Raw genomic sequence first — 20,812 nt, 5'->3', positions numbered from 1 at the left:
TGACGAACGAACGCCAATGCTTGAATAAATGGGCATTCAACATACAACGTCCGCTGTCGGTGTCAAGTACCCTCATCAACTCTCTTTTGCTGTTACTCCCATATGAAAAGGCACCATTTCACCCCTCATTTTGACTCCGAAATCGTCAAAGTTAAGCTGTAACTTTGATGATCTGTGAGCTTAACTTTGACGATATGCAACGTTGGATAGACCAGCCGACTTATAGTGGTCCGATGCTGCGTAGTTGTCCCTTCTAACCGCAGAAGCATGGAGCAATTTCGATGATAGGATCCTCGAAACCAAGAGCATGCTCAAAAATACAAAAAACTATTTTTGAAATACGCCAATTGCCTCTTGTAAAGATGATATCCATCACCATTTCGAATATGCCATGCTCCAGGACCTTTGCTTTTGGGCCCAGAGTCGCGGTAACCGTTGATTCGCCAGCGGCTGAACTCTCGCCACGAAAGATAAAATGACAAAAGATGGGCTGTTGAAAATGATCGCTGAGAGCGGCTATAACGTGGGCTACGCAGCGAAGAAGCATCTGGCGACCTTCGATATCGTCGAGAAAGTACCTGGCTGGCTAGCGTTGCTGTCGATTACCGCAGGCATCGGAGCGCTGTTCATCCCAGAATTGGAGCAGAAGTTCGTCTCGGCCACCTTTCTGATCTTGGGCGTGGCGTCACTGTTCATCAATTTTTACATGCAGGACAAAGACAAATATGCGAAGGCTGGCGACAATTTGACGGGCAAGTTCCACGAACTGCGCGCGCTGTACCAGCATGTCAAGGCTGAACCCGACACGGCAGATATGTCAGCCTTCGCCGCCACACATGATCGAATCCAAGTAGAGGCGCTTTCGTTCGGAATCCCCAAGCAGATATTCCTGAGCGATTGGTATGCGCACTACAAATTTTATTGGCAAGCTCAGACAGGTTGGATGGACGAGCAATTGCATTTCAAATTTTGGCGCGACAAAATGCCCCTTGGGCTCATCGTATGCTTAGCCGTAGTCGGCGCCTGGGTTATTGTATCCATCGTTACCTTTCTGGCATCGCATGCCCCATTCACTATCTGCTGGAAATAAATGAGTGCTCCCTTATTTGAACAATTTCGCTCCAACTTGGTGGTCCGGAACGCTGACGATATATCGACTGCCTACTCGAGTATCACGACCAGGTTAAACAAGGACTTCTGGGGCCTCGAATCGAACGTCTCCCACCGGCGCCAAGTCGGTTCCTACGGAAGAGGGACGGCGATCCATGGAATCAGCGACTTGGACATGGTTTTCGAGCTCCCTTGGTCGACGTATGAGAAGTATCGCGGCTATCAAGGCAACGGACCTTCCCAACTGTTGCAGGCAGTCCGCAAGTCGTTATTGATGCTATACCCCAACACCGATATTAAGGGAGACGGCCAAGTCGTGGTGGTCGAATTCAAAAAGTTCGTCGTCGAGGTACTACCCGCATTATGGGACGAGAAATGCGATGGATACCGGTTCGGCGATACGCACGAAGGGGGAACCTGGAAGGTCTGCAAGCCGATCAAGGAGATCGCGGCCGTCAGCAAGCGGAATGACGAGACCAATCGCAACTTAAAGCATGCGTGCAAGATGATCCGCGCTTGGAAGAATCAGCACGGCGTCAACATGGGGGGCCTGTTGGTCGATACCCTTGTATACAACTTCTTCAGCCAGACCGACGACTATGACACCGTTACCTACAAGTCGTATGGAAAACTTTTTGTTTCCTTGTTCACCTATTTGGGCGGCTTGGCCCACCAAGAATACTGGGCAGCGCCGGGCAGCGGACAGCGGGTTCACAGTAGCGGGAAATTCCAGAAGAAGGCTAAGAAGGCTGCCGCTAAATGCCAGGAGGCGCTGGACGCCGACACCGATAAAAAAGCTATCAAACTCTATCGAGAAGTCTTTGGCCGCAATTTCCCTGCCGAGGTACCGACCGTTATTAAAACTGAGGCTATGGCGCAGGACTTTTCGCGCTACACGACCGAGCAATACATCGAAGATGATTATCCAGTCGACATCCGATATGATTTGGAGATCGACAGCGAGGTTACAGGGGATGGCACAGCAGCGAGAAAACTGCGTCGGATGGCCGAAGCATTCATTTGGCTTCCCAAGGCAAGGTCGCTTCGCTTTTACGTGGAGCATTGCAACGTCCCTTCGCCATACGACGTAATGTGGAAAGTTCGCAACGTCGGGGCCGAGGCAGAGCGCCGCAAAATGATTCGTGGGCAAATCGTGCCTGATGGTGGAAAAATGCAGAAATACGAGAGCACTAATTTTCACGGTGACCATTTTGTAGAGGCATACGTTGTCAAGGACGGGGTATGCGTGGCGCGTGATTTGATAGAAGTCCGCATCAACGAATGAGCGCTTGTTTCTTGAATGATCGTGTTTAGCTGTGGCGGTAGCGCGTTTGTCAATGAGACCTGAGACAGCATGTCGACAAAGCCCGTGTAGAGAAACAGGCTGCGGCGATGGCGGATATCTGGAGGGGGCGCCGACTACGACGACCAACAATGTTCACTGCAGCTATCACCTTCGCCTCGCAACTTGATGAACGACATTTATTGGAGTGGGGTATGCAAATTTCGGGCATGCTTCGCTGGAAGCAAGATACTCTTGTGACGAGGTCTTCGAAAGTCAGTCAAGCGGAACCTGGCAACGACGGGAGCCGGCCAAAAGCAGTCATCGGTGATTTGAAAATGAAATTCCATCAAAGCAGATACCTAGTCACATGGGAAATGCAGATGAATTGCTTGCCAGTTCAAACTTGAAAGTTTTCTTAATGTACGTATTCATCGATTCTAATCAGTTCATCGCCGATTACCTGTTAAAGGGAGCACCGTTTCGCTACCTCTTGCACTTCCTAAGCAACTCCGGTCACACATTGCTCTTGTCTAGACTCGTCATCGAAGAAGTGGAGAATAAATTTGCGACTGAAGCGCTACGAGCGCAGGGTGACTTTGCGAAGATTCGTCAGCGACTAAGTCAGCTCGGCTTGGAGTCGGGGGCGGGACCTGAAGGCCCTTTTTTTTCAGCGAGTTTTGATCTGGAGAATCGTATACGTAACCACCTAGAATCTGTGGAAATTGTCGAGTATGCGGGAGTACCGCACGCAGAAGTTGTACAACGCGCGCTAAGTCGCAAGAAACCCTTTGATGCTGAGGGAGATGTGGGCTACCGAGACTGTCTCCTCTGGTTATCTCTTGTTCAGTATTTGGCTTCGAGATCCAGCAGCGATAGTGAAGAAGTGATCTTTATAAGCAACAATTGGCGTGACTTTTATAGGACGGGAACTGGTAAACAGAGCAAGATCACTGACGAGGGGAAGACGAAGCTTGGCGGGCAACTCAGCCGGTCCGGAACTATCAGCGCTGTTTCGGGTAATGGCCTAGCGGCATCTGCAAGCAAAGCAGCCGTTGATTTTCATTTGGACTTGATGCCTGACCTAGAAAAATTGAAACAACGAGTCCTCCCGTTCGACTCCGTAGCGACGTTTGTGGATTCAACAATTGACAAGCGTGAGCACGTTATCAACTATGAGAAGAAATGGCAGTTGTTTGAGGCGTTCATCGAGGAATGCGGATTGGATGTATTGAAGCGGCTAGAGAGAGAGAACGGTTCGGTTGTTCTGGAGTGGATTTTTGCTGTGCCTACAGCAACCTCCCTTACAATCCTGCGCTCCGAGGCAGAGACGTACGAGGGGGTGGAGGACTTTGATATTTATGTCGCGGAGGAGGTAGGCCAAGAAATTTATATCAGTTGCGGTTATGACCTTCGTAGCGTCAACGTGACCTTGATTATTCCTCTGATCCAGTACGAAGCACATCGGCCTGAGATCGAGGCCGCTTCGCACGTCTGGGAGACCACTTCATTGGACGACGGAACTGTAGCAGTTCATTTATTGCTTCGTTGCTATTACCAAGCCAGCTTCAGCTATGACCCTAAAACTGAGTCATGCGACGGATTTTCTCTGGAAACGTTCAGCGTCCGTTAGGAACGTTGGGGCCTGCGGCGATTCGTCACTGGCAGTTGGCCAAGTAAGTTAACGGTTTCCGTCTCCCGTCAATGGCGGCCGCACAAAATGGGGAAGACTAGATGGTTTGGAAAGTAGAACAATGGATGCAGGAAGTATTTCCTGGTAAGGATAAAATCTATACCGAGTATCGCAGTCTTCCAAGGCGAGAGCTTGCTGTTGTTGCCGCTGCTGTTCTTGATTCAGCGCTGGCTGAACTTCTATCAAAACGGCTGGCTGGGCCCGAGTCTGAAATCCATGGATTTCTCGGTATAAATGGCGACGGCCGTGCGCCATCCGGCTCTTTTGGCGCACGGATTCAACTTGCACTCCTTACTTCCGTAATTAGTGAGTGCGATGCCACGACACTGAGGATCATTAAGAACATTCGCAATAAATTTGCGCATGAGGTCCGTTCAGATTTTAATTCAGCATCCGTGCTACCACTAATCATTAAGCTTCACGATCAATTTTTGCTTCAATCTAATCTACTAATCGACGAAGGATTTTTGTCTGGACCAAGGCATTCGATGGATCTGATTCGCCCGTTCTTGTCAACCGTCCCAGAGGCTGGGGCGGGTCTCCTGCTTTCAGTCTTTTGCACTTACCAAGCATATTTCCATCGCCTGTTTGAAAAAGTTCAACCTATTGACGCCTTTCCGACTTCGCCGCGCGCTTGAGCGGTAGTCCATTTTCTCAGCAGGTTTCTGCCATGAGGCGAAAGCGAACGGAGCCGATTAGGGATTTATCGCATTAATCAAGCCGATGCGAGGAACGGATAACCGTGTGCCCTGCCTGAGCAGAGTCATTCAAAATCGAATTTTGGCGCAGGCTGGCCGCGAGTGGCCGCCATGAGGTATGACTGTTAAGAAAAACGCTGATGATGATGTTCGTGTCAATCTGCAGGAAAACACGCCTCAGGCGGCACTGCTGGCCGAGCCATGCTTGTTCAGCGTGTCTACATACAGCGGCTGCACCGCTGTTAGGCCGGCACGTACGTTGCGGGTTACGTCATCAGCCGAGACCTCGGTTTGTCTGCCCTCCAGGCTGTGAATGTCATCTGCGCAATCTCATCAGGGGACGCTTTGGCTCCCGGCATACCGCGTGCCATATCGGTGTCCATGAAAACGACGTGAAGTGACAGCACCTCCGTCCCCCTGCGCCGTTAATTCCGACCGCATCGCATTGCTCAAGGCCCAGGCGGCTGATTTGGAGGCGCTGTAGGTACCGGTCACGCCGGGCAGTGTGGGTCACTATGAACACTACGTGATGTTGCATTTGGCATCGCGTACCTAAACCCCTTTTCAGAAAAATCACCACCATCAAAATTCAAGACCCTATCGCGCTCGTCACGGGCGCCAGCTTCGCGGACCGTGCCGTCGAAGGAGGCATTGAAGTTGGCGTAAGCATCTGCTTTTGCAGCAGGCCTATGAACTTGGTCAGTTGGGTCTGCGGGCAGATGCCCTTGCGGTCGCGTGTGAGCAAACCATGCGGCTGGCGCGGCGCGGTATCTCCGGCTGGTCGATCACCGCGTACATAGGTCCACAGGCGTGCGGTTTTGGTCTTGCCGTTGCCGGGTGCAAGCACCGGGATTGGCGTATTGTCGGCACGTAGCTTCGATGCCGCCAGCAGACGCCGTCGAATCGCTTCGACCAATGGCGCAGCAATGCTCTGGCCGCGCTGACCCAACTCGCCAACAGCGCACGATCCAGCTTGACGCCTTCGCGGGCTTAGTTGACGGACCGGCGGTAAACGACAGAAGATCGGCAAACTTCGCCACCAGAATGTGTGTCAGCAAACCAGAGCCGGTAATGGCCCGCTTGATCGGCCGACTTGGTGCGGCGCCTCCACGATGGTGTTGCGGCACTTGCACGCCGGTTTTGGACGCACATGGCAGATCATGCGGAAGCTGCAGGCGTTGATCCCTCCATCCACAATATGAGGAAGGGTCACGATAATACCCAGGTCAAGATAAGCAGCGCCCTATCTGAGACCAAGTTGATGCGTCGCCGAGTGTTTTGGCTTTATTGGGAACCTCGCTGGAACCTTGTTGGAACAGGGTTACTTTGATTAAATCAACTTGGGACCAAGGGGCCAACGTGAAGGGACGACCTAGTTTCAATGATTCGAATAGCCTAAAAGAGTGAATTAGTGCACATTTATGCGTTTTTTGAGAGAAAAGCTCTTGCAGTAAATACTGCCTGTATGAAGGCTTTGAGCGCTACACGCAAACGACTTTGTACACAGGAGCAGTCTCGGCTGCGTTGAAAAAACTGCGTGAGGTACAAATGAAAATTATTCGACCCAAAGAACTTTTTAAGAAAATTGGCTTGTCCAGGTCTACAGTTTGGCGCTTGGAAAAAGCAGGAAGTTTTCCGAAGCACATGAAGCTTTCGAGTAAGGCAATCGGATGGAACCTTGACGATATCGATGCTTGGTTGTCGGCACGAACTCCGGCATCAACTGGAATGAAGCAGTAAAGGGATCCTCGCAGCGAAAATGGGAATGCCGCCAGTGTTTCGCTATAGCACGGTTTCGTCGAATTTCCGGAACCACGTACTTTTTCACGTGCCATCGCCATCGCGTTGTCTCACAGGTAAGTCCCAGATAGAGGTCAAGTAACGAGAGTTGGGATACCCGGAACCTTGAACTATGTGGAACTTCGAACTTACTTGGAACCTTGAACCTACCTGGTTACCTGATACCTGAAACCTCGAACTTACGTGGAACCTTGAGTACTACGTGGAACTTCGAACTACGTGGAACCTTGAACCTACCTGGTTGCCTGATACCTCGAGCCTTGAACTTACTTGGAACCTCGAAGCTAGTTGAAACTTGGAACTTGGGACCTGGAATGCTGAAAAACTGTCTTTGATGTTTTCACAAAGATGGAACCTCAAAATAGCGACCAAGTAAATAGAGTTGGTATAGGCACCTGGTCACCGTGATGTGGACAGCCTCATACACAAGAACAGCTATGGCTGCAACGTAACTTATCTGTGTGAGATACCAATGAAAATTATCCGTCCTAAAGCCCTTTTCGAAAAAATCGGATTGTCTCGATCAACCGTTTGGCGTCTTGAAAGGGCAGGGAGCTTCCCAAAACATTTGAAGCTATCCAGTCAAGCAATTGGATGGAATCTTGAAGAAATCGATGCCTGGTTGCTGGCGCGAACTACGACATCAACGTAAGAGGCCGCATGCGCAGCACGTCGTTCGTGTGATGATTTAAGTGGTGATGATGATGACGAAACGCCGTAGTGAGGTCATCGATCTACCTATCAGGTCATCCTCTGTAATACATGATGTAGATACACCTATACGTAACAGTAGAGAGCAATGTTGTGTCAGACACTACTTTAGTACACGCCTCCGCGTATATATCGGAACCGCCTGACGTCTGGAATATCAGGAACCTGCTTTCCTCGTCCAATCGTTCTGAACATCCCTAGTAAATATGCCGTGATGTCAGCACAAGCAATGTTGTGCTGACACGCTCCCACCCTTCAATTAAAGGACCATCATGATTTTTCCAGAAGAAACCTTGTTCAATATCGACACCGTAGAATTCTCTGTCGCAAACGCCGATGTCGACATGACGCTTTTAAAAGCGAAGACGCGTGGCGAAGTCTATTGCGACGGTGAGAAGAAGAGCAGTAAAACCAATAGGAGGCGCATAGCTGGATACCAGCATCGTCATGCTGTGCACGTACGTTACGAATCGATGGCGCGAGAGCTGTCTGTGGAGGGCTCAATATTTGCCTATAAGTCGGGGCAGAACGTGTATACGTCGCCTAACCTGAAGAATGGTTGTCTCAATGTTTTGCGAGATCTGAAGAAAAAGATCGGTCTAAATGCTGGCGAGGAGACGCTGCCGGCAGCTTGGCTAGCTGGCGAGATTACCTTAAACCGCGTAGACATAGCGGTGAATCTTGCGTTTAAGTCTGACGAGCAGTTATCACGTGTTTTGAAGCAAGTAGCTCATCAGCTTGTGGGGCATCGAGGCTCCATGCACAAGATTGGAAATAGCATTTATTGGAGCCCCCAACTGGGAACCAAGTATCAGATCGTCATGTACATGAAGCACCCTCAAATGCTTGCAAAGAGAAACAAAGATAATTCAGATGACAATGAGCACTACGACCAGTTGGTGTCGGACTGCAAGGGAATGCTTCGACTTGAAATCCGGTTCCGCGGTTCCTTGTTAAGAGAACTTGGTCTCGACCAGGCTTCTTCATGGGACAGTGATACCGCGCGGACCCTGTTTGAAAAGTACGCAAAGCGGTTGAAGCTTTTGAATGTACTGAGCCCGGTTGTGACGAAACAAGGACTAGATGTAGTGAAGCCTAGGTTGCGCGCGGTCTTGGCCCTTGCGAAACTGGGAGGGGACCTTGAAACGGTCTATTCAAAGCGAGCGCTACAGGGATACCGCGCGGCGTTCCGAGCGCTTGGCATTGACATTGATGCCCCTGCAACGTCCGGAAAGGTCAGGAAGCTACGCACAATTTTACTGAGCAAAAAGCAGGTTGCTAAAGTGCCCGCGTGGCTTGCCAAAAAAGGTAAGAAAGTTCCATAGAACCCCAAGCTCTAGGCACATCCCTACCTACTTGGTCTTGGACGCTAAATAGGTGCGTATTGGCCATCTGTGTTTATCTTGGTTCCATGAGTCTTCTTGATCACGCAGCGTTGAGTACGTCACACTTTTGTGCTCATGCAACTGGGTTCCCAGAGTAACGTCATAGAACGCTGCAGGAGCCCTAAAGGCGGCTGTAGGTATTCGCATACCTACAGCCCTCATGTTTTCGTAGGTGTTACTTCTTTTCCGTCTGATTTCTTAGCACGCATTGAGCAATGTTTCCTACTAAACGGACATTTGAGGAAGAAAGCTGCATTAGTAGCTCAACAATAGGGGCAAGTTCGGCTTTGCGCTGACCAACGATTATTACTGTGTCTTCCCCCTTATCAGGTCCTTTTCCGGGATTTGGCAGGGTGCGTTTTCCTATCCCGTACCGTAACCACTGGGGCGATACGCTAAGCCATTCTGCAAGTGCTAACAGCTTCGCCTGCGTTGGTATTGCATCTGCCAATAACCACTTGCGTACTGTTTGAGCGGCGACCTTGCTCGACGGGTAGCGCTCGTTGAAGTCCTTGGCTATTTGCGTCGGGCTACTCACAGTTAGGCCTGCGCGTATGAACTCTTTCTGCAGGCGTTCGCTGAACTGGCGCCGGATTTCTTCGTTGCTTGTTTCCATGACTCAGCAAGCTACCTATTGGTAGAGTAACTATGTAGAAATATTGTTCTTGATGAAAACCAAGTAGTTACTGTAAAATCTTGTTGTGCACCCTTTAAGCCTGTACTTTTTGGGACGGCTGCAGATGCCATAGCGTCTATGCATGAATTTTTTCGGGGTTTAAAATGCGATATCAAGAGGACCCAAGCACGCACTGCGCACCCCACGAGCAAGTGCGGGCAAATCTTGTTAAATACCAAAATCACGAATTAGTGATGTGCCCGCACTGTGCTTATATAGGTCCTGCGGGCTTTATTGGATACGTAGCCGCTGAAAACTTAACTGTAGGATTAGTTGTCCTTTTGCTTGTTGCCAGTGTTGCTGCTGTTGTATTTCAAGTTAATGGGTATCCAATGTGGCTCTTTTGGTTTGTTGTCCTTCCCGTGCTGGTTTATGTCACGGTAGGCCCCACAAAAGTGTACGAGTGTCCTTGCTGTGTCGGTGAGATTCGGAAGCATTAAATTTATGTTAGCGGTGCGCCTTGAAGATGCAAGGTATATAAACCGCGCTCAGTAGTGGGAAAACCTCGGAACCTCGGCACCTCGGAACCTCGGAACCTCGGAACCTCGGAACCTCGGAACCTCGGAACCTCGGAACCTCGGAACCTCGGCACCTCGGCACCTCGGCACCTCGGCACCTCGGCACCTCGGCACCTCGGCACCTCGGCACCTCGGCACCTCGAACCTCGAACCTCGAACCTCGAACCTCGAACCTCGAACCTCGAACCTCGGAACCTCAGTCTTGACCGCAGGGTATTACGCTCACGGATTGCATCTGCATCCTAAAGTGGTCATTTTTAAGTCGACGGAATAACGGGTGAATGATCATCCATGAGCAATTCAATGGTGTTTGGCAATTTCGTGGCTATTCAGGTTGCCAGATATTGGCCCCCCTTTTTTTGCTACCTAAAATGCATTACGAGCTCACCACTTTAGTAGTTCAGTCACCTCGATTTTTATCTTGAGATTAGGTCTTTAACTTGATCGATGGATGTGGAAATGTATCCAAATTGCGGTTGAGGACTAGAGGAGGAGTGAACCATATTGGTTCGTCGGATAGCTGGAAGAGTTGGTCTCCGGCATTCTTGCTGCTTAATTTGTTCCGTTGATCGGTAACTTGTCGCTCGACAAGTTACCGGCATAAATGTCATTCAGGGACGTATGAGGCCGATTCTCATTGTAGTCAGTTGTCCATGCCTCGATAGGCTCCTTGGCCTCGACCAGGATATCGAGCCAATGTACGTTCAAACATTCATCGCCAAACGATCCATTGAACGTTTCAGTATAGTCATTGTCGGTCAGCGGAGCCGTAGCGCAAGCGCATGTTGGTCAGTTCGTGCATGCGGCGGCTCAAGGCCTGTTTGGGGTCTTTGATGCTTCGGTAGTGGCGGATGCTGCGTGGTTGCTTCACCAGCGCATAGGCCCGTCGCAGATTGAGGTCATAGTGGCCAATGATGCATTGCGCCACTTTACGTTGCAGGACATCGTCACAAAAAAGTGGGGCGATGTTCTGCAAAATCGCTTTGTCGAAACTAAGCTCGGCGATGAGCTTCTTGAGCCGGTTATATGGAGGAATACATGATTGCCCGCATGTATGTGGACGCCCGCGTGCAACGCATCTATGGCGGTGTAAATGAAGTGATGAAGGAAATTATTTTCCGCGCCCTGTGAAATGCCTGAAAAAGAGAAGCCAGTCATGAAATTCGAGTACATCAAGCTGGAAGTCGCAGAAAACATCGCGATCCTGACACTGAACCAACCCCAGAGCCGAAACGGCCTTACCGATGCCATGCAAAAGGAAATGCTGGATGCAATCCTGCACTTGCATGAGCAACGCGACGTTCATGCCTTGATCATCACGGGCGCGGGGAAGGGCTTCTGCGCCGGCGCCGACCTTGGTAAGCTGGAACCCGTAGGCCAGACGATCGGCGAGTCAGTTGCACATATAATGGAGCGCTTTACCAACCCGCTGGTCTTGGCGATCCGGAATGCCCCGTTTCCGGTGATTGCTGCGGTCAACGGTCCGGCCGCGGGTGCCGGCGTTGGGCTGGCGCTGGCGGCAGACGTCACGATCGCTGTGCGTAGTGCATTCTTCGTACTGACCTTCTTGCCGCGGCTGGGTATTGTGCCTGACATGGGGGCTAGCTGGTTCCTGAACCATTCCATCGGCCACGCCCGTGCAATGGGGCTAATGCTGCTCGGTGAACGCTTGTCTGCGGAAAAGGCGGAACAATGGGGTCTGATCTGGTCATGCGTTGATGATGATGCCTTACTGGACCAGGCCCGACTCATTGCCGGGCAACTGGCGAAGGCACCTGCCCATGCGGCCCGGGAAGCAAGGCATGCCTTGGCATCGGCATCGGCCAACGATTTGGCGCAACAGCTCGAGTATGAGCGCGGCAGGCAGAAGGAATTGCTGAACCTACCGGAATTCCAGGAGGGCATGGACGCGTTCCTGCAAAAGAGAGAGCCGGTTTTTCGATAGGAGGTCGCTAGGTCGCTGAAATGGAAAGGGAAAGCACGCCTTAACGGCATGACGCTCGTGTGGGAGTATCTTTCCCGTGAACTTGGCTGTGGCAGCGCCATGAGTTGCTGGTGGCGCCTACATGCATGACAACAGGCTAGTGTGTTGGCAACGCATCCATGCTGCATCACTCGCGGGAATCCGACCAGATTCAGTAGAACGCGCCAGTGTCGACTTGGTCAGTATGCTGTCCCCCCTTCTCTGGACAGCATACTGGCCCCAATCCCACCAACCGCGGCAAGCACGGTCGCAAGCACCATCTGCCTTGACGCATTTTATGCGTTGGCAGGACAGGTTCGCCCCATTTGAGGCATCCCCGTTCCCCTCCTGAAGTTTCATCTTCGGATCAACAAGGCAACTTAACCGCCTCAAAAAACCGATGTACCATCGCAGGGCGATTCGCATCTGGACGACTCTTGAAATATCCTAAGCAAATTTAAGGCTTGACGAGGTCATCATCAATGTACTCGTCCATGATCTCCCATTCAGTGGACGGAGTTCTTGTCGCAGACTTGGCCGGCGTAATCCCGGTCTTCGGGTCGTAGTTCCACATATACATATACATCATGCGATGCACTTCCAGTCGGCAAGCGCTAGGGAAGCCTACAAGCATCTCACTCGACCTTAGTAGTTTAGGTAGATTTTCCTCGCTTTTAGAAGCAAGAGCAAGATAAAAGAAATATGACATTTCTAAAGTCGTAAGCTGAGACTGGACAAGCATCCTAGCATATCTAATTTCCCTAAAATTAGGCGGTACTCTTTCTTCAAGATGATGCATTAATAGTGTAAAGGAATTTATGAGCCTTGCCTGGCGATTGAAAGTGGATTGAATAATATCTCTGTGACGTTCGAAAAGATTATGAAGAAGGAGCCAGTCTTTCTCGGTTGCAACACCTTTTCCGTGACGCCTTGCAACATCGCGTGGTAGCATCACTGATTTCTTTTTTCGAATGGCGTTAATCATTCTAGAATGCGCATGGCTGATGCCATCCAATCCTTCAAATTTTTCTCCATCAATCTTAATAACTACAGATTCGACACTTTTCTTATATAATTCAAGTAACTGATGCAGCGTTGAATCGTAACGGGCAGCACTTGCTTCATTCTTCGCACTTTCCGAATCCTGCTTCTGACTACTAATCTGCCATTGCTGAATTATTAATGTGACAATTAATCCGGCAAAGCCCAATCCAGTAAATAAAGAATTAATTATTCCGAATGAGTCGCCAAATTGCCCTTTTTCATCACCTGCCCCAAATTTATAAAATCCTCCAAATATACTCAGAATAATTAAGAGTGGGGTGGCAACTGCATAAAATCGCGGAAAACATGAAAAATGATTTTTGGATCTGATCAGGCAAGAAAAAATAAAGCGGCGGAAAAAGAAAAGTAATAGGCCAATGATTAAGGTGGTAAAGGCATGGATTGGGATGTGTAGTGAAATAAAATTCATTGCAGCGACGGCCACATTCTTGAGCATCGGCAAGATCATATCATTCTCTCAGTACAAAAAGTATAGGATCATGCCAGATAAAAACATCCATAACAATAGCAAGCTATAGGATAGAAAAAAGGGGCGATAACAAAACAAAAGAGGAAGCCTCACGCTAGGGAAGTGCCGACCAATTCGCATCCTTAGCAAAGTTCATATGTTAATTGGACGAGCGGTGCGCTGACCGAGCGTGTTTTAGATCGATTTGACACGATGTTTCTTTCCTTTCGGTGATCGCCGCGGGCTGCCTGCTCGTGTAGCAGAAAAACGCCGGCTAGCCAACATCAGATTGGTGAAGATGAATAGGTAAGAGCTGTGCAACGTTTCTTGGGCAGGCAACGAAAGCAGTTTTTAATATGACGAAACAGGTTTTGGCAACGTGAAACGGATACTCAACTTTCTCTCCTTTGGGCTCGGGGCACATGCATTTATCTGTACTAGGCGGTTCCAAACCTCTCGCATCCGGCTGGCGCTGGATGCGAGAGATTGCATTGCTAGACTTCTACTCCAGTCATCCCTGGAGATTGGGTAGGGGCCTTTTCAGATCGATCTGTCGAGATCATCCAAGGTCGAAATGGTCAAGATTCATGACCTTGTTCCATGCATCGATGAAATCTCGGACGAACTTTTTCCGAGCATCCGCGCTTCCATATCCCTCGGATATTGCCCGCAGTTGCGCATCTGAACCGAACACGAGATTGGCACGCGTTCCACTCCACTTGACTTTTTCGGTCGTGCTATCACGTCCGTCAAACACGTTCTTCGCGTCCTATGTCGCTATCCACACTGTACCTGTATCGAGCAGATTGACGAAGAAATCGTTGGTTTATGAGGGAATCTGACCATGGACCGTTACGCAGTTCTTCAATGCTTTGCGAGGCTAGGTGAGTTGGTAGGGACGCACTGGTGCTATCTCGTCTGGGACTGGACGGGTGCACAGCTCTAGAACCGAGCGTTCTATCGTGCGTGCGATGGCATCAAGTGCGAGCGCGTTTGGTGCCATGCTGAATGGCTCGGCCACTTCATTGGCGATCGCTTCCAGCGCAATGAGCGTATAGGAAATGAAAATGCAGAGCAGGGGTGTGAAGAACTCCGCCGAATCAACCAGGCCGAATGGCAGCAATACGCAGTAGGCATAAACGGTGCGATGCAATTGCACGCTATAGGCAAATGGAATGGGTGTCGATGCTAGCCGCTCGCAGCCGCCCACACATTTTTCCAGTTCATTGATTTGCGTATCGAGCATCCAGCGCGTGGTTTCTGAAGCCGGCACCAGGCTGCCGCGAATGTCGTTGAGAATGGCGACAGGCCTGAAAAGCTTGTGATGCAGTCTGGCTGTTTCTTCCGGGCCGAGTAGCCGAAGCAGGTCGGGATTGGGATCGGTACGGCGTAGTTGAAGTTTCAATGCATAGGGGAAACTGTTCGCTATCTCCGTGAGCGCGCGATTCCTGTATGTGGCCATTTGGGTTTGACACCACAATCAGTCCATTTGATGGGTGGGTATAAAGTTCAGGGTAAGACGACAGAGGCCGCAGAAACGCTAATGGTAGACGCGTTGGCCTTCGAGCAGGCTGGCGCATGCATGGTGGTACTGGAAGCAATTCCTGCATCGCTCGGTAAGGCGGTGACGGACGCGTTAGGTATTCCGACCATTGGCATCGGCGCGGACTTAGATTGTTCCGGCCAAGTGTTGGTGATGCATGACATGCTGGGTACGTTTCCCGGTTACGTTTCCCGGTCACAAGGCGCGCTTTGTACGTAATTTCATGGAAGGTGCGGGCAGTATCGGTGCCACCTTTTCCCAATATGTCGAGGCAGTGAAGGATGGTAGTTTCCCAGCAGGCGAACATACTTTTTGAGTCCGCCAGTAGCCATTTAATGTTGGCGCACGACGGGCGGCCCAGCATTAAATGGCCCAGGATGCCAATCCAAATTTCGTGCAGTAATTCGGTCCCCTGATTCAATTTGAGTAAGAATATGAATAGGTCAGGGGGGATTGATGCCTAGGCTGTTGTTATTCGCATAGAAATTTCTCAAAAATCCCCTCCCAACTCCCTCAACTACCGACTAGTCCCCCACTAAAGGAATCGTTTTGTTACTATTAATAAATAGTGATCAAAAATGACTTCGGCATCAAGGGAATGCAATCGGCGCAGGCCAATGAAAGTTGGCACATGCTTGATTTTTTTATTTAACGCTTGATTGCTTAATCAAAAAACAATGGATACAGGGATTAGAGCATGGGAGAGGCTTCCACAGATCGGTATTCCGCCGGAGAGCAGGGGCTAGGATACATCTATCAGCCTCGCTTCGCACTGCTTCGGCTCTTGCAGTTGCCGGAGAGTACGTCGGTTTTAATTGAAAAAGACGATGATCTTGATTTCATTGACAAGGATGGCGTCAAGACACTTGCCTCGCTCAAGCACAAGGGCGTCGGTGATCGTCTGACTGACCTGTCGACGGACTTCTGGAAATCGGTCCGAATCTGGCTCGCTCGCTATAATCGTGATGGGCGCAGCGAGGCAAGTCTCCGCTTCTTCTTGTTTTCGACGGGAACTGTTTCAAATGCCTCATTCTTGCGGCGCTTCCTGCCTGAACCTCCGACTGAAGATGAAGATGTTGTGTCGTTGTCACAGATTGCTTCTGATGCTCTTGCCAAGTCAGAAGCGAAACTTATCGGTGATATCGCCGCCGAGTTTCATAAACTCAGCGATGACGAAAAGAATGATTTCCTTTCGCGCATCGTTATATTTGATGGCGGACCCCGCATCGAGGATGTGCCTTCAATCATCAAAGATCAGCACATGCGCAGCATCCGGCGTGACAATCGGGACGCCATCTTCGAGCGCCTCGAAGGTTGGTGGAATGATACCATCGTTAACCTGTTGGTCGGCAAGCGTACGGACGCCATCTTTGGTTACGAAATCTCGGACAAGCTTTTCGCATTTTCCGAAGAATATAAATCAGATAACCTCCCGATAACATTCAGAGGAAAGGTGCCCGCTGGAGAAATCGACGCGGACAACGATCCGCGTCTTTTCGTTGTACAACTGCGAGAAATTGGCATTGCCTCGAACCGCATTCGCAATGCTATCCTGGATTACTATCGAGCGTTCGAACAAAGGTCCTCCTGGGCTCGCCAAAATCTTTTGGTTTCGGGAGAAATGGAGGACTATGAAGATCGCCTTGTTGATGAGTGGAGCCGATACCGGGATGTGGTCTTCGAGGCGCTTGATGAGGACAGTGCCGATTCGGTTCTTTTGGAAGCGGGCAAGGCGCTGTATCGATGGGCTGACTTGGAGAGTGGCAACAGCAGCACGCTTCGCATTCGGGAGCGTGTGAGCGAACCCTACGTTGTGCGTGGCGGATTTCATATTCTTGCGAACAACCGACCGCTTCCAAGGATTTATTGGCACCCTCGCTTCATTAGTCGTGTCGGCCAATTGTTGAAGGGGGCGGAATGAAAAGATGGGATCAACGACCATTCGAAGTCAAGAATCTTTTTAATCCCGCGTTCTGCGGCTTGGTGCTATTTAGGGCATTGCAAGGCTATGAGGAGGAGAATCCGGATGGCATGCCGTTCTCTCTTTCGTTACTAGTGTTGCCACTGTGTTTGCAGAAAGACTCTCGTGAAGTGATCGCGGGCAGTTCTCGCAGCTATCTTCTGAAAACCGTAGAAAAGAATCCGCAGTTGCTGGTCGGCTTCGCTGACCGCACCAGTGACCTGTTGCCATTTGCGCTCGAAGCTTTCGGCATGCTGATGGACCGAGGATGTTTTGTCGTCTCGCAAGAGGGCCGGTTGAAGACCGTGCCGAACCGTGTTCGCAAATCCGTGACAGGGACCGATGAATCCATTTCCTGCCAGCGCGTCGCGCGCATCGTTGGAAAAGAATTCGCCCGCATCGCAGACCGCGTTACGGTGTACACAACCTTTGGAATACGTCCATGAAGATCAATTCGATTCATATCTACAGTCACGACGGGCAGCGCCGCGATCTTCATTTCAAGGTGGATGGCCTGAACGTCATTACTGGTCGTTCCTCCACCGGAAAATCAGCGCTATCAGAGATCATCGAATACTGTATGGGGCGCTCAACCTTCAATGTCCCGGAAGGCATCATTCGCGATAAGGTTGCATGGTTCGCTGTGATCTATCAGTTTCCCCAGGAACAGGTCCTAATTGCAAAACCCACACCAACCGCCGGTGGTACAAGCTGCAGTACCGCCATGCTGCGAAGGGGGAATCAACTGACAGTGCCTGACTTTAAGGAGTTGGCGGTAAACACTGATGACGATGCGGTGGTTGCACTGCTGTCGCGGCTTTTGGGCATCCCGGAGAACCGTACTGATGTCGCAATAGAACACAGCCGGAAAAGCTATGACGCGAACGTTAAGCACACGTACTACTACTTATTCCAGAAGCAGGGAATTGTCGCCAACAAAGATCAACTTTTCTATCGCCAGAATGAAGCGTTTCAGCCACAAGCGATCCGCGATACGTTGCCGATTCTTCTTGGAATTTCTTCCAACGACAGGTATGAACTAGAAGCCAGGCTGCGCGCTGCACAGCGAGAGTTGAAGCTAAACGCAAAGCTCCTAGAACAGGCTCGTGAGGCCATTGATACGTCCCTGCAGAAGGGAATCGGCCTTTTCTCGGAGGCCAAGACGGTTGGCATCATTGTGCCGGAGAACCAACAGGCTGGGCCAGATGGCGTGATCGATGCCTTGCGTACTGCGCTGCGATGGAAGCCAACCTCTATCCCAGGGGATGATGGGCACAGAATATCTCGGATTGAAGAAGAGATCAGCCAACTCCGCAAGGATCGGCGAGAGACCCAATCCAGAGTCGATGCCGCCCGCCAGTTCTCTAAGCAGGCAGGTGGTTTTGAAAGTGAGGCGCTGGAGCAAAAAGATCGACTCGCTTCCATTAAGGCCTTTCCCAAGAATCCAGAGACGGGTGAATGGCAATGGCCATTCTGCGAAGCGAATTTGGCTTTGGAGTCTCCTGTCGCAAAAGTGCTCCTCAAAGAACTGGCAACACTTGACGAGGAAATGAGCATTGTCGCGGGGCAACGCCCCAAATTAGAGGCATATCTTGCCGAGCAGGATAACAAGGTGCGCGAGGTCGTGGACGCGATAAAGAGCAAGGAGGCGGAGCTGTCTGCAGCGATCGCCGCGAACGAAGTTATTGCGCAAATGGGGACTCGCAATAATGCGGCGGCACGGGTTGTTGGCCGCATCAGCTTGTTCTTGGAGAATCTTGTTCCCAATGCGGAGTTGGTTTCGCGTGAAGTAGAGTATCGGCGCCTGAAGTTCAAGGTCGAGGAACTAGAAAAGAAAGTTGGTACGGACGACAGCCACGAACGATTAACTTCGATTCTGAACAACATCTCTGCGCAGGTGTCACGGTATATCCAGACCTTCGAGGCAGAGTTCAGCGCATTCCCAGCACGGCTTGATCTAAACCATCTCACGATTGTTTTTGATCGCCCGGATCGTCCGGTTCCCATGAGCCGAACTGGTGGTGGAGAAAACCATCTGGCCTACCATCTCTCGGCGTTGTTGGCATTGCATCTCTTTGCCTCACAGAATAGCTGCCCAATTCCTCAGTTTTTACTTATTGACCAGCCTACCCAAGTCTATTTTCCTTCGGAGAAGGTTTACCAAGAAGCGGATGGAACTGTCCAGAAAACGGAGGCGGACGCCGACTTGGCGGCAGTCCGTCGATTGTTCGAATTGTTGTTAAAGTTCACGAAGAAGGATGTCCCAGGTTTCCAACTCATCGTGACCGAACATGCCAATCTTCGAGATCAGTGGTTTCAAAATTCTTTGGTTGAGCAGCCGTGGACTAAGCCGCCCGCTTTGGTACCGGAAAACTGGCCAGATGCTTAGGCACTAGAAAAATGTGCGGGCGCATCGATCATGTGTATAGAGGCAGTCTTTGACTGCTTTAACCTCCATGTCATGACCAACTAATGGGAAGATCAGTGGCGAAAATAAGAAAACTGGAAATTGCAAATTTCCGTGGAATCGGAAGCCTTATCTGGCATCCAACACCAGGGTTGAATTACCTCATTGGTTCTGTGAATGGCGGGAAGTCAGGCGTACGTCGCAAGGACATAGCAACGCAGGCGTATGATACTGAATAAGCTCCGCCCAAACCCACATTCTGGGGATGAATTGATAGGGATCGCGCCTATTTACAAAGTCAGCCTGACGGGTGAAGCTACGCTAATCGGTACTGGTTTTTGGGTGACTGAACGAGGGCATCTAATCACAGCATGGCATGTAATCAATGACAACATAGGGATAGATGGTGTTGACACTGGTCCCATTTATGCCATGTGCATGTCACCGGACCGCACACATACCCCGAGAGTCCTCCGAAAGAGCTATAAGGATAAGACCTTTGACCTTGCGCTCTGTGAAACTGAAGGTTCCGACGACGCAGAAGGCAGGTTGACATGGCCGTTGCAAATGACTTTAGATGAGCGTCGGATTGGTGATGCCGTGTCCACGCATGCCTTCGTTTCGCAAGAACAGGTTTTTTTTGATGGAACCTACGAGGGCAAGACCACGTCGAAGTTCAATGCAACCATTGGAATTCCAGATTATGGAATTGAATTTGACATCTGCTTCATGACACGTCAAGAGTTCGGACATGTGGGAACGATTTTCGAGAAGGCTCGGGATACGAGCATGTTGCCATTTCCATGCTTCCAGTCAGACATGCCCATATATGGCGCTAATAGCGGAGGCCCTGTCTTCGATGGCAAGGGACGTATATGCGGGGTCAACTGTAGTAGTTACGAAGGGACCGACATCTCCTTTCAGATTCCGATAAAAGGCGTGCTGGACCTTTGGATGCGTGACATTTCTCTAATTCCAGAGGACCCAATGCCGAGGGGGCGTACTTTGTTAGAGCTCGGTCTAGCGAAACGAGTATTGTTTGATCCACCTCTTGCAAATGTCTTTTTCAGCTTTGGTCAGCGATTGATATTGCGGCCGTGGCAAACCTTTCACATTGCTAGATGTTGGTTTTACTGGAAGCTACAAAAGGCGCTACGGCGATTTGAGCGTTAATCTATGACTGCTCAGAATGCATCGAAGCCCTTGGATAAACGTAATCCAATTTGCACGGCGATAGGGAAGAGCGTGAAGGCGAAGAGGATTACAGCTGATAAATCGCAGGAAATACTTGGATTTGATGCTGAAGTGGACAGAAGCTACATTTCGCAGATTGAGCGCGGCGTAGCTAATTCTTTAGTATTGACGCTTGCAAATTTATGTTGCGCATTAGATATCACGCGCTCTGAGCTATTCGAGTCTGCGAAAGTATCCTTGCCATCGGATGGTATACAACGCCGGAGTAGTAATTCCAAGCCGGAACTATTGCCTAAAAAGTCGCGTTTAAGGTAATAAATTACTTTATGTGCTCGCTTGTTGGCAGGATTGACCAAATC

General features: G+C 50.2%; 18 protein-coding genes and 4 pseudogenes. 15 read left to right on the top strand and 7 right to left on the bottom strand.

Features of this window, described 5'->3' with window-relative positions:
- The first annotated feature begins 475 nt into the window (after positions 1 to 475).
- From AC1RBA_RS08360 to AC1RBA_RS08345, 4 genes are all read left to right on the top strand, one after another.
- Positions 476 to 1,090, top strand: a complete 615-nt coding sequence (locus AC1RBA_RS08360; protein WP_492417613.1) for an SLATT domain-containing protein — start codon at positions 476 to 478, stop codon at positions 1,088 to 1,090.
- Positions 1,091 to 2,395, top strand: coding sequence for a nucleotide-binding domain-containing protein (locus AC1RBA_RS08355; RefSeq protein WP_492417611.1), 1,305 nt, complete (start codon positions 1,091 to 1,093; stop codon positions 2,393 to 2,395). It begins immediately after the preceding gene.
- A 367-nt stretch (positions 2,396 to 2,762) separates the two neighbouring features.
- Positions 2,763 to 4,025 carry a PIN domain-containing protein gene (locus AC1RBA_RS08350; protein ID WP_492417609.1) on the top strand — a complete coding sequence of 421 codons (1,263 nt, stop codon included), beginning with the start codon at positions 2,763 to 2,765 and terminating at the stop codon, positions 4,023 to 4,025.
- A gap of 101 nt (positions 4,026 to 4,126) precedes the next feature.
- Positions 4,127 to 4,723: a hypothetical protein gene (locus AC1RBA_RS08345; RefSeq protein WP_492417607.1), complete on the top strand. Its 597-nt coding sequence runs from the start codon at positions 4,127 to 4,129 to the stop codon at positions 4,721 to 4,723.
- Positions 4,724 to 5,372: 649 nt separating this feature from the next.
- Here AC1RBA_RS08345 and AC1RBA_RS08340 read toward each other — a convergent pair.
- The gene (locus AC1RBA_RS08340) at positions 5,373 to 5,699 is read right to left on the bottom strand and encodes an IS66 family transposase (protein WP_492417606.1); all 327 of its coding nucleotides are present in this window, start codon (positions 5,697 to 5,699) and stop codon (positions 5,373 to 5,375) included.
- Between the two features lie 632 nt (positions 5,700 to 6,331).
- On the opposite strand from AC1RBA_RS08340, the gene AC1RBA_RS08335 reads away from it, so the two are divergent.
- The 3 genes from AC1RBA_RS08335 to AC1RBA_RS08325 all read left to right on the top strand — a co-directional run bounded on the left by AC1RBA_RS08335 (position 6,332) and on the right by AC1RBA_RS08325 (position 8,619).
- Positions 6,332 to 6,523 carry a helix-turn-helix transcriptional regulator gene (locus tag AC1RBA_RS08335; protein WP_492418133.1) on the top strand — a complete coding sequence of 64 codons (192 nt, stop codon included), beginning with the start codon at positions 6,332 to 6,334 and terminating at the stop codon, positions 6,521 to 6,523.
- A gap of 532 nt (positions 6,524 to 7,055) precedes the next feature.
- Positions 7,056 to 7,235 (top strand): helix-turn-helix transcriptional regulator, encoded by a 180-nt coding sequence (locus AC1RBA_RS08330; RefSeq protein WP_492417604.1) that lies wholly within the window; start codon positions 7,056 to 7,058, stop codon positions 7,233 to 7,235.
- Between the two features lie 331 nt (positions 7,236 to 7,566).
- The gene (locus AC1RBA_RS08325) at positions 7,567 to 8,619 is read left to right on the top strand and encodes a phage/plasmid replication protein, II/X family (protein ID WP_492417602.1); all 1,053 of its coding nucleotides are present in this window, start codon (positions 7,567 to 7,569) and stop codon (positions 8,617 to 8,619) included.
- Between the two features lie 235 nt (positions 8,620 to 8,854).
- Here AC1RBA_RS08325 and AC1RBA_RS08320 read toward each other — a convergent pair whose 3' ends face one another.
- The 3 genes from AC1RBA_RS08320 to AC1RBA_RS08310 all read right to left on the bottom strand — a co-directional run bounded on the left by AC1RBA_RS08320 (position 8,855) and on the right by AC1RBA_RS08310 (position 10,849).
- Positions 8,855 to 9,295, bottom strand: coding sequence for a hypothetical protein (locus AC1RBA_RS08320; protein WP_492417601.1), 441 nt, complete (start codon positions 9,293 to 9,295; stop codon positions 8,855 to 8,857).
- A gap of 1,130 nt (positions 9,296 to 10,425) precedes the next feature.
- On the bottom strand, positions 10,426 to 10,581 hold the full coding sequence (locus AC1RBA_RS08315) for an integrase core domain-containing protein (RefSeq protein WP_492417599.1): 156 nt from the start codon (positions 10,579 to 10,581) through the stop codon (positions 10,426 to 10,428).
- Positions 10,582 to 10,621: 40 nt separating this feature from the next.
- On the bottom strand, positions 10,622 to 10,849 hold the full coding sequence (locus AC1RBA_RS08310; protein WP_492417597.1) for a hypothetical protein: 228 nt from the start codon (positions 10,847 to 10,849) through the stop codon (positions 10,622 to 10,624).
- A gap of 44 nt (positions 10,850 to 10,893) precedes the next feature.
- On the opposite strand from AC1RBA_RS08310, the pseudogene AC1RBA_RS08305 reads away from it, so the two are divergent.
- Positions 10,894 to 11,004 (top strand): annotated as a pseudogene (locus AC1RBA_RS08305) (acyl-CoA dehydrogenase family protein); the annotation flags it as partial.
- Positions 11,005 to 11,029: 25 nt separating this feature from the next.
- The gene (locus tag AC1RBA_RS08300) at positions 11,030 to 11,818 is read left to right on the top strand and encodes an enoyl-CoA hydratase-related protein (protein WP_492417595.1); all 789 of its coding nucleotides are present in this window, start codon (positions 11,030 to 11,032) and stop codon (positions 11,816 to 11,818) included.
- A gap of 475 nt (positions 11,819 to 12,293) precedes the next feature.
- Here AC1RBA_RS08300 and AC1RBA_RS08295 read toward each other — a convergent pair whose 3' ends face one another.
- The 3 genes and pseudogenes from AC1RBA_RS08295 to AC1RBA_RS08285 form a co-directional block, all read right to left on the bottom strand.
- Positions 12,294 to 13,349, bottom strand: coding sequence for a hypothetical protein (locus tag AC1RBA_RS08295; protein ID WP_492417593.1), 1,056 nt, complete (start codon positions 13,347 to 13,349; stop codon positions 12,294 to 12,296).
- Positions 13,350 to 13,908: 559 nt separating this feature from the next.
- Positions 13,909 to 14,175: pseudogene (locus AC1RBA_RS08290) on the bottom strand (catalase/peroxidase HPI); the annotation flags it as partial.
- 54 nt (positions 14,176 to 14,229) lie between these two features.
- Positions 14,230 to 14,799, bottom strand: a pseudogene (locus tag AC1RBA_RS08285) (bestrophin family protein); the annotation flags it as partial.
- Between AC1RBA_RS08285 and AC1RBA_RS08280 the strand changes: the two are divergent.
- From AC1RBA_RS08280 to AC1RBA_RS08255, 6 genes and pseudogenes are all read left to right on the top strand, one after another.
- Positions 14,764 to 15,208: pseudogene (locus AC1RBA_RS08280) on the top strand (3-methyl-2-oxobutanoate hydroxymethyltransferase); the annotation flags it as partial. The pseudogenes AC1RBA_RS08285 and AC1RBA_RS08280 overlap by 36 nt on opposite strands.
- A 381-nt stretch (positions 15,209 to 15,589) precedes the next feature.
- Positions 15,590 to 16,813 carry an ABC-three component system protein gene (locus AC1RBA_RS08275; protein WP_492417591.1) on the top strand — a complete coding sequence of 408 codons (1,224 nt, stop codon included), beginning with the start codon at positions 15,590 to 15,592 and terminating at the stop codon, positions 16,811 to 16,813.
- Entirely contained in the window at positions 16,810 to 17,298 is a 489-nt protein-coding gene (locus AC1RBA_RS08270) for a three component ABC system middle component (RefSeq protein ID WP_492417589.1), read from the top strand. The genes AC1RBA_RS08275 and AC1RBA_RS08270 overlap by 4 nt, the downstream gene beginning before the upstream one ends.
- The gene (locus AC1RBA_RS08265) at positions 17,295 to 19,241 is read left to right on the top strand and encodes a DUF3732 domain-containing protein (protein ID WP_492417587.1); all 1,947 of its coding nucleotides are present in this window, start codon (positions 17,295 to 17,297) and stop codon (positions 19,239 to 19,241) included. The genes AC1RBA_RS08270 and AC1RBA_RS08265 overlap by 4 nt, the downstream gene beginning before the upstream one ends.
- 243 nt (positions 19,242 to 19,484) lie before the next feature.
- Complete coding sequence (locus tag AC1RBA_RS08260; RefSeq protein ID WP_492417585.1) at positions 19,485 to 20,432, top strand: S1 family peptidase; 948 nt, start codon at positions 19,485 to 19,487, stop codon at positions 20,430 to 20,432.
- A 3-nt stretch (positions 20,433 to 20,435) separates the two neighbouring features.
- Complete coding sequence (locus tag AC1RBA_RS08255) at positions 20,436 to 20,768, top strand: helix-turn-helix domain-containing protein (RefSeq protein WP_492417584.1); 333 nt, start codon at positions 20,436 to 20,438, stop codon at positions 20,766 to 20,768.
- Positions 20,769 to 20,812 lie beyond the last annotated feature (44 nt).

Source organism: Janthinobacterium sp. GW823-FHT03B06 (assembly GCF_058796955.1).
Note: the sequence above shows the minus strand (reverse complement) of the source record. Positions and strands in the feature narration are given on the sequence as shown.

Bases quoted from the DNA above. Each gene is read 5' to 3' on its own strand.
- AC1RBA_RS08360 (WP_492417613.1), top strand. From the start codon at position 476: ATGACAAAAGATGGGCTGTTGAAAATGATCGCTGAGAGCGGCTATAAC.
- AC1RBA_RS08355 (WP_492417611.1), top strand. From the start codon at position 1,091: ATGAGTGCTCCCTTATTTGAACAATTTCGCTCCAACTTGGTGGTCCGG.
- AC1RBA_RS08350 (WP_492417609.1), top strand. From the start codon at position 2,763: ATGGGAAATGCAGATGAATTGCTTGCCAGTTCAAACTTGAAAGTTTTC.
- AC1RBA_RS08345 (WP_492417607.1), top strand. From the start codon at position 4,127: ATGGTTTGGAAAGTAGAACAATGGATGCAGGAAGTATTTCCTGGTAAG.
- AC1RBA_RS08335 (WP_492418133.1), top strand. From the start codon at position 6,332: ATGAAAATTATTCGACCCAAAGAACTTTTTAAGAAAATTGGCTTGTCC.
- AC1RBA_RS08330 (WP_492417604.1), top strand. From the start codon at position 7,056: ATGAAAATTATCCGTCCTAAAGCCCTTTTCGAAAAAATCGGATTGTCT.
- AC1RBA_RS08325 (WP_492417602.1), top strand. From the start codon at position 7,567: ATGATTTTTCCAGAAGAAACCTTGTTCAATATCGACACCGTAGAATTC.
- AC1RBA_RS08320 (WP_492417601.1), bottom strand. From the start codon at position 9,295: ATGGAAACAAGCAACGAAGAAATCCGGCGCCAGTTCAGCGAACGCCTG.
- AC1RBA_RS08300 (WP_492417595.1), top strand. From the start codon at position 11,030: ATGAAATTCGAGTACATCAAGCTGGAAGTCGCAGAAAACATCGCGATC.
- AC1RBA_RS08295 (WP_492417593.1), bottom strand. From the start codon at position 13,349: ATGATCTTGCCGATGCTCAAGAATGTGGCCGTCGCTGCAATGAATTTT.
- AC1RBA_RS08275 (WP_492417591.1), top strand. From the start codon at position 15,590: ATGGGAGAGGCTTCCACAGATCGGTATTCCGCCGGAGAGCAGGGGCTA.
- AC1RBA_RS08270 (WP_492417589.1), top strand. From the start codon at position 16,810: ATGAAAAGATGGGATCAACGACCATTCGAAGTCAAGAATCTTTTTAAT.
- AC1RBA_RS08265 (WP_492417587.1), top strand. From the start codon at position 17,295: ATGAAGATCAATTCGATTCATATCTACAGTCACGACGGGCAGCGCCGC.
- AC1RBA_RS08260 (WP_492417585.1), top strand. From the start codon at position 19,485: ATGATACTGAATAAGCTCCGCCCAAACCCACATTCTGGGGATGAATTG.
- AC1RBA_RS08255 (WP_492417584.1), top strand. From the start codon at position 20,436: ATGACTGCTCAGAATGCATCGAAGCCCTTGGATAAACGTAATCCAATT.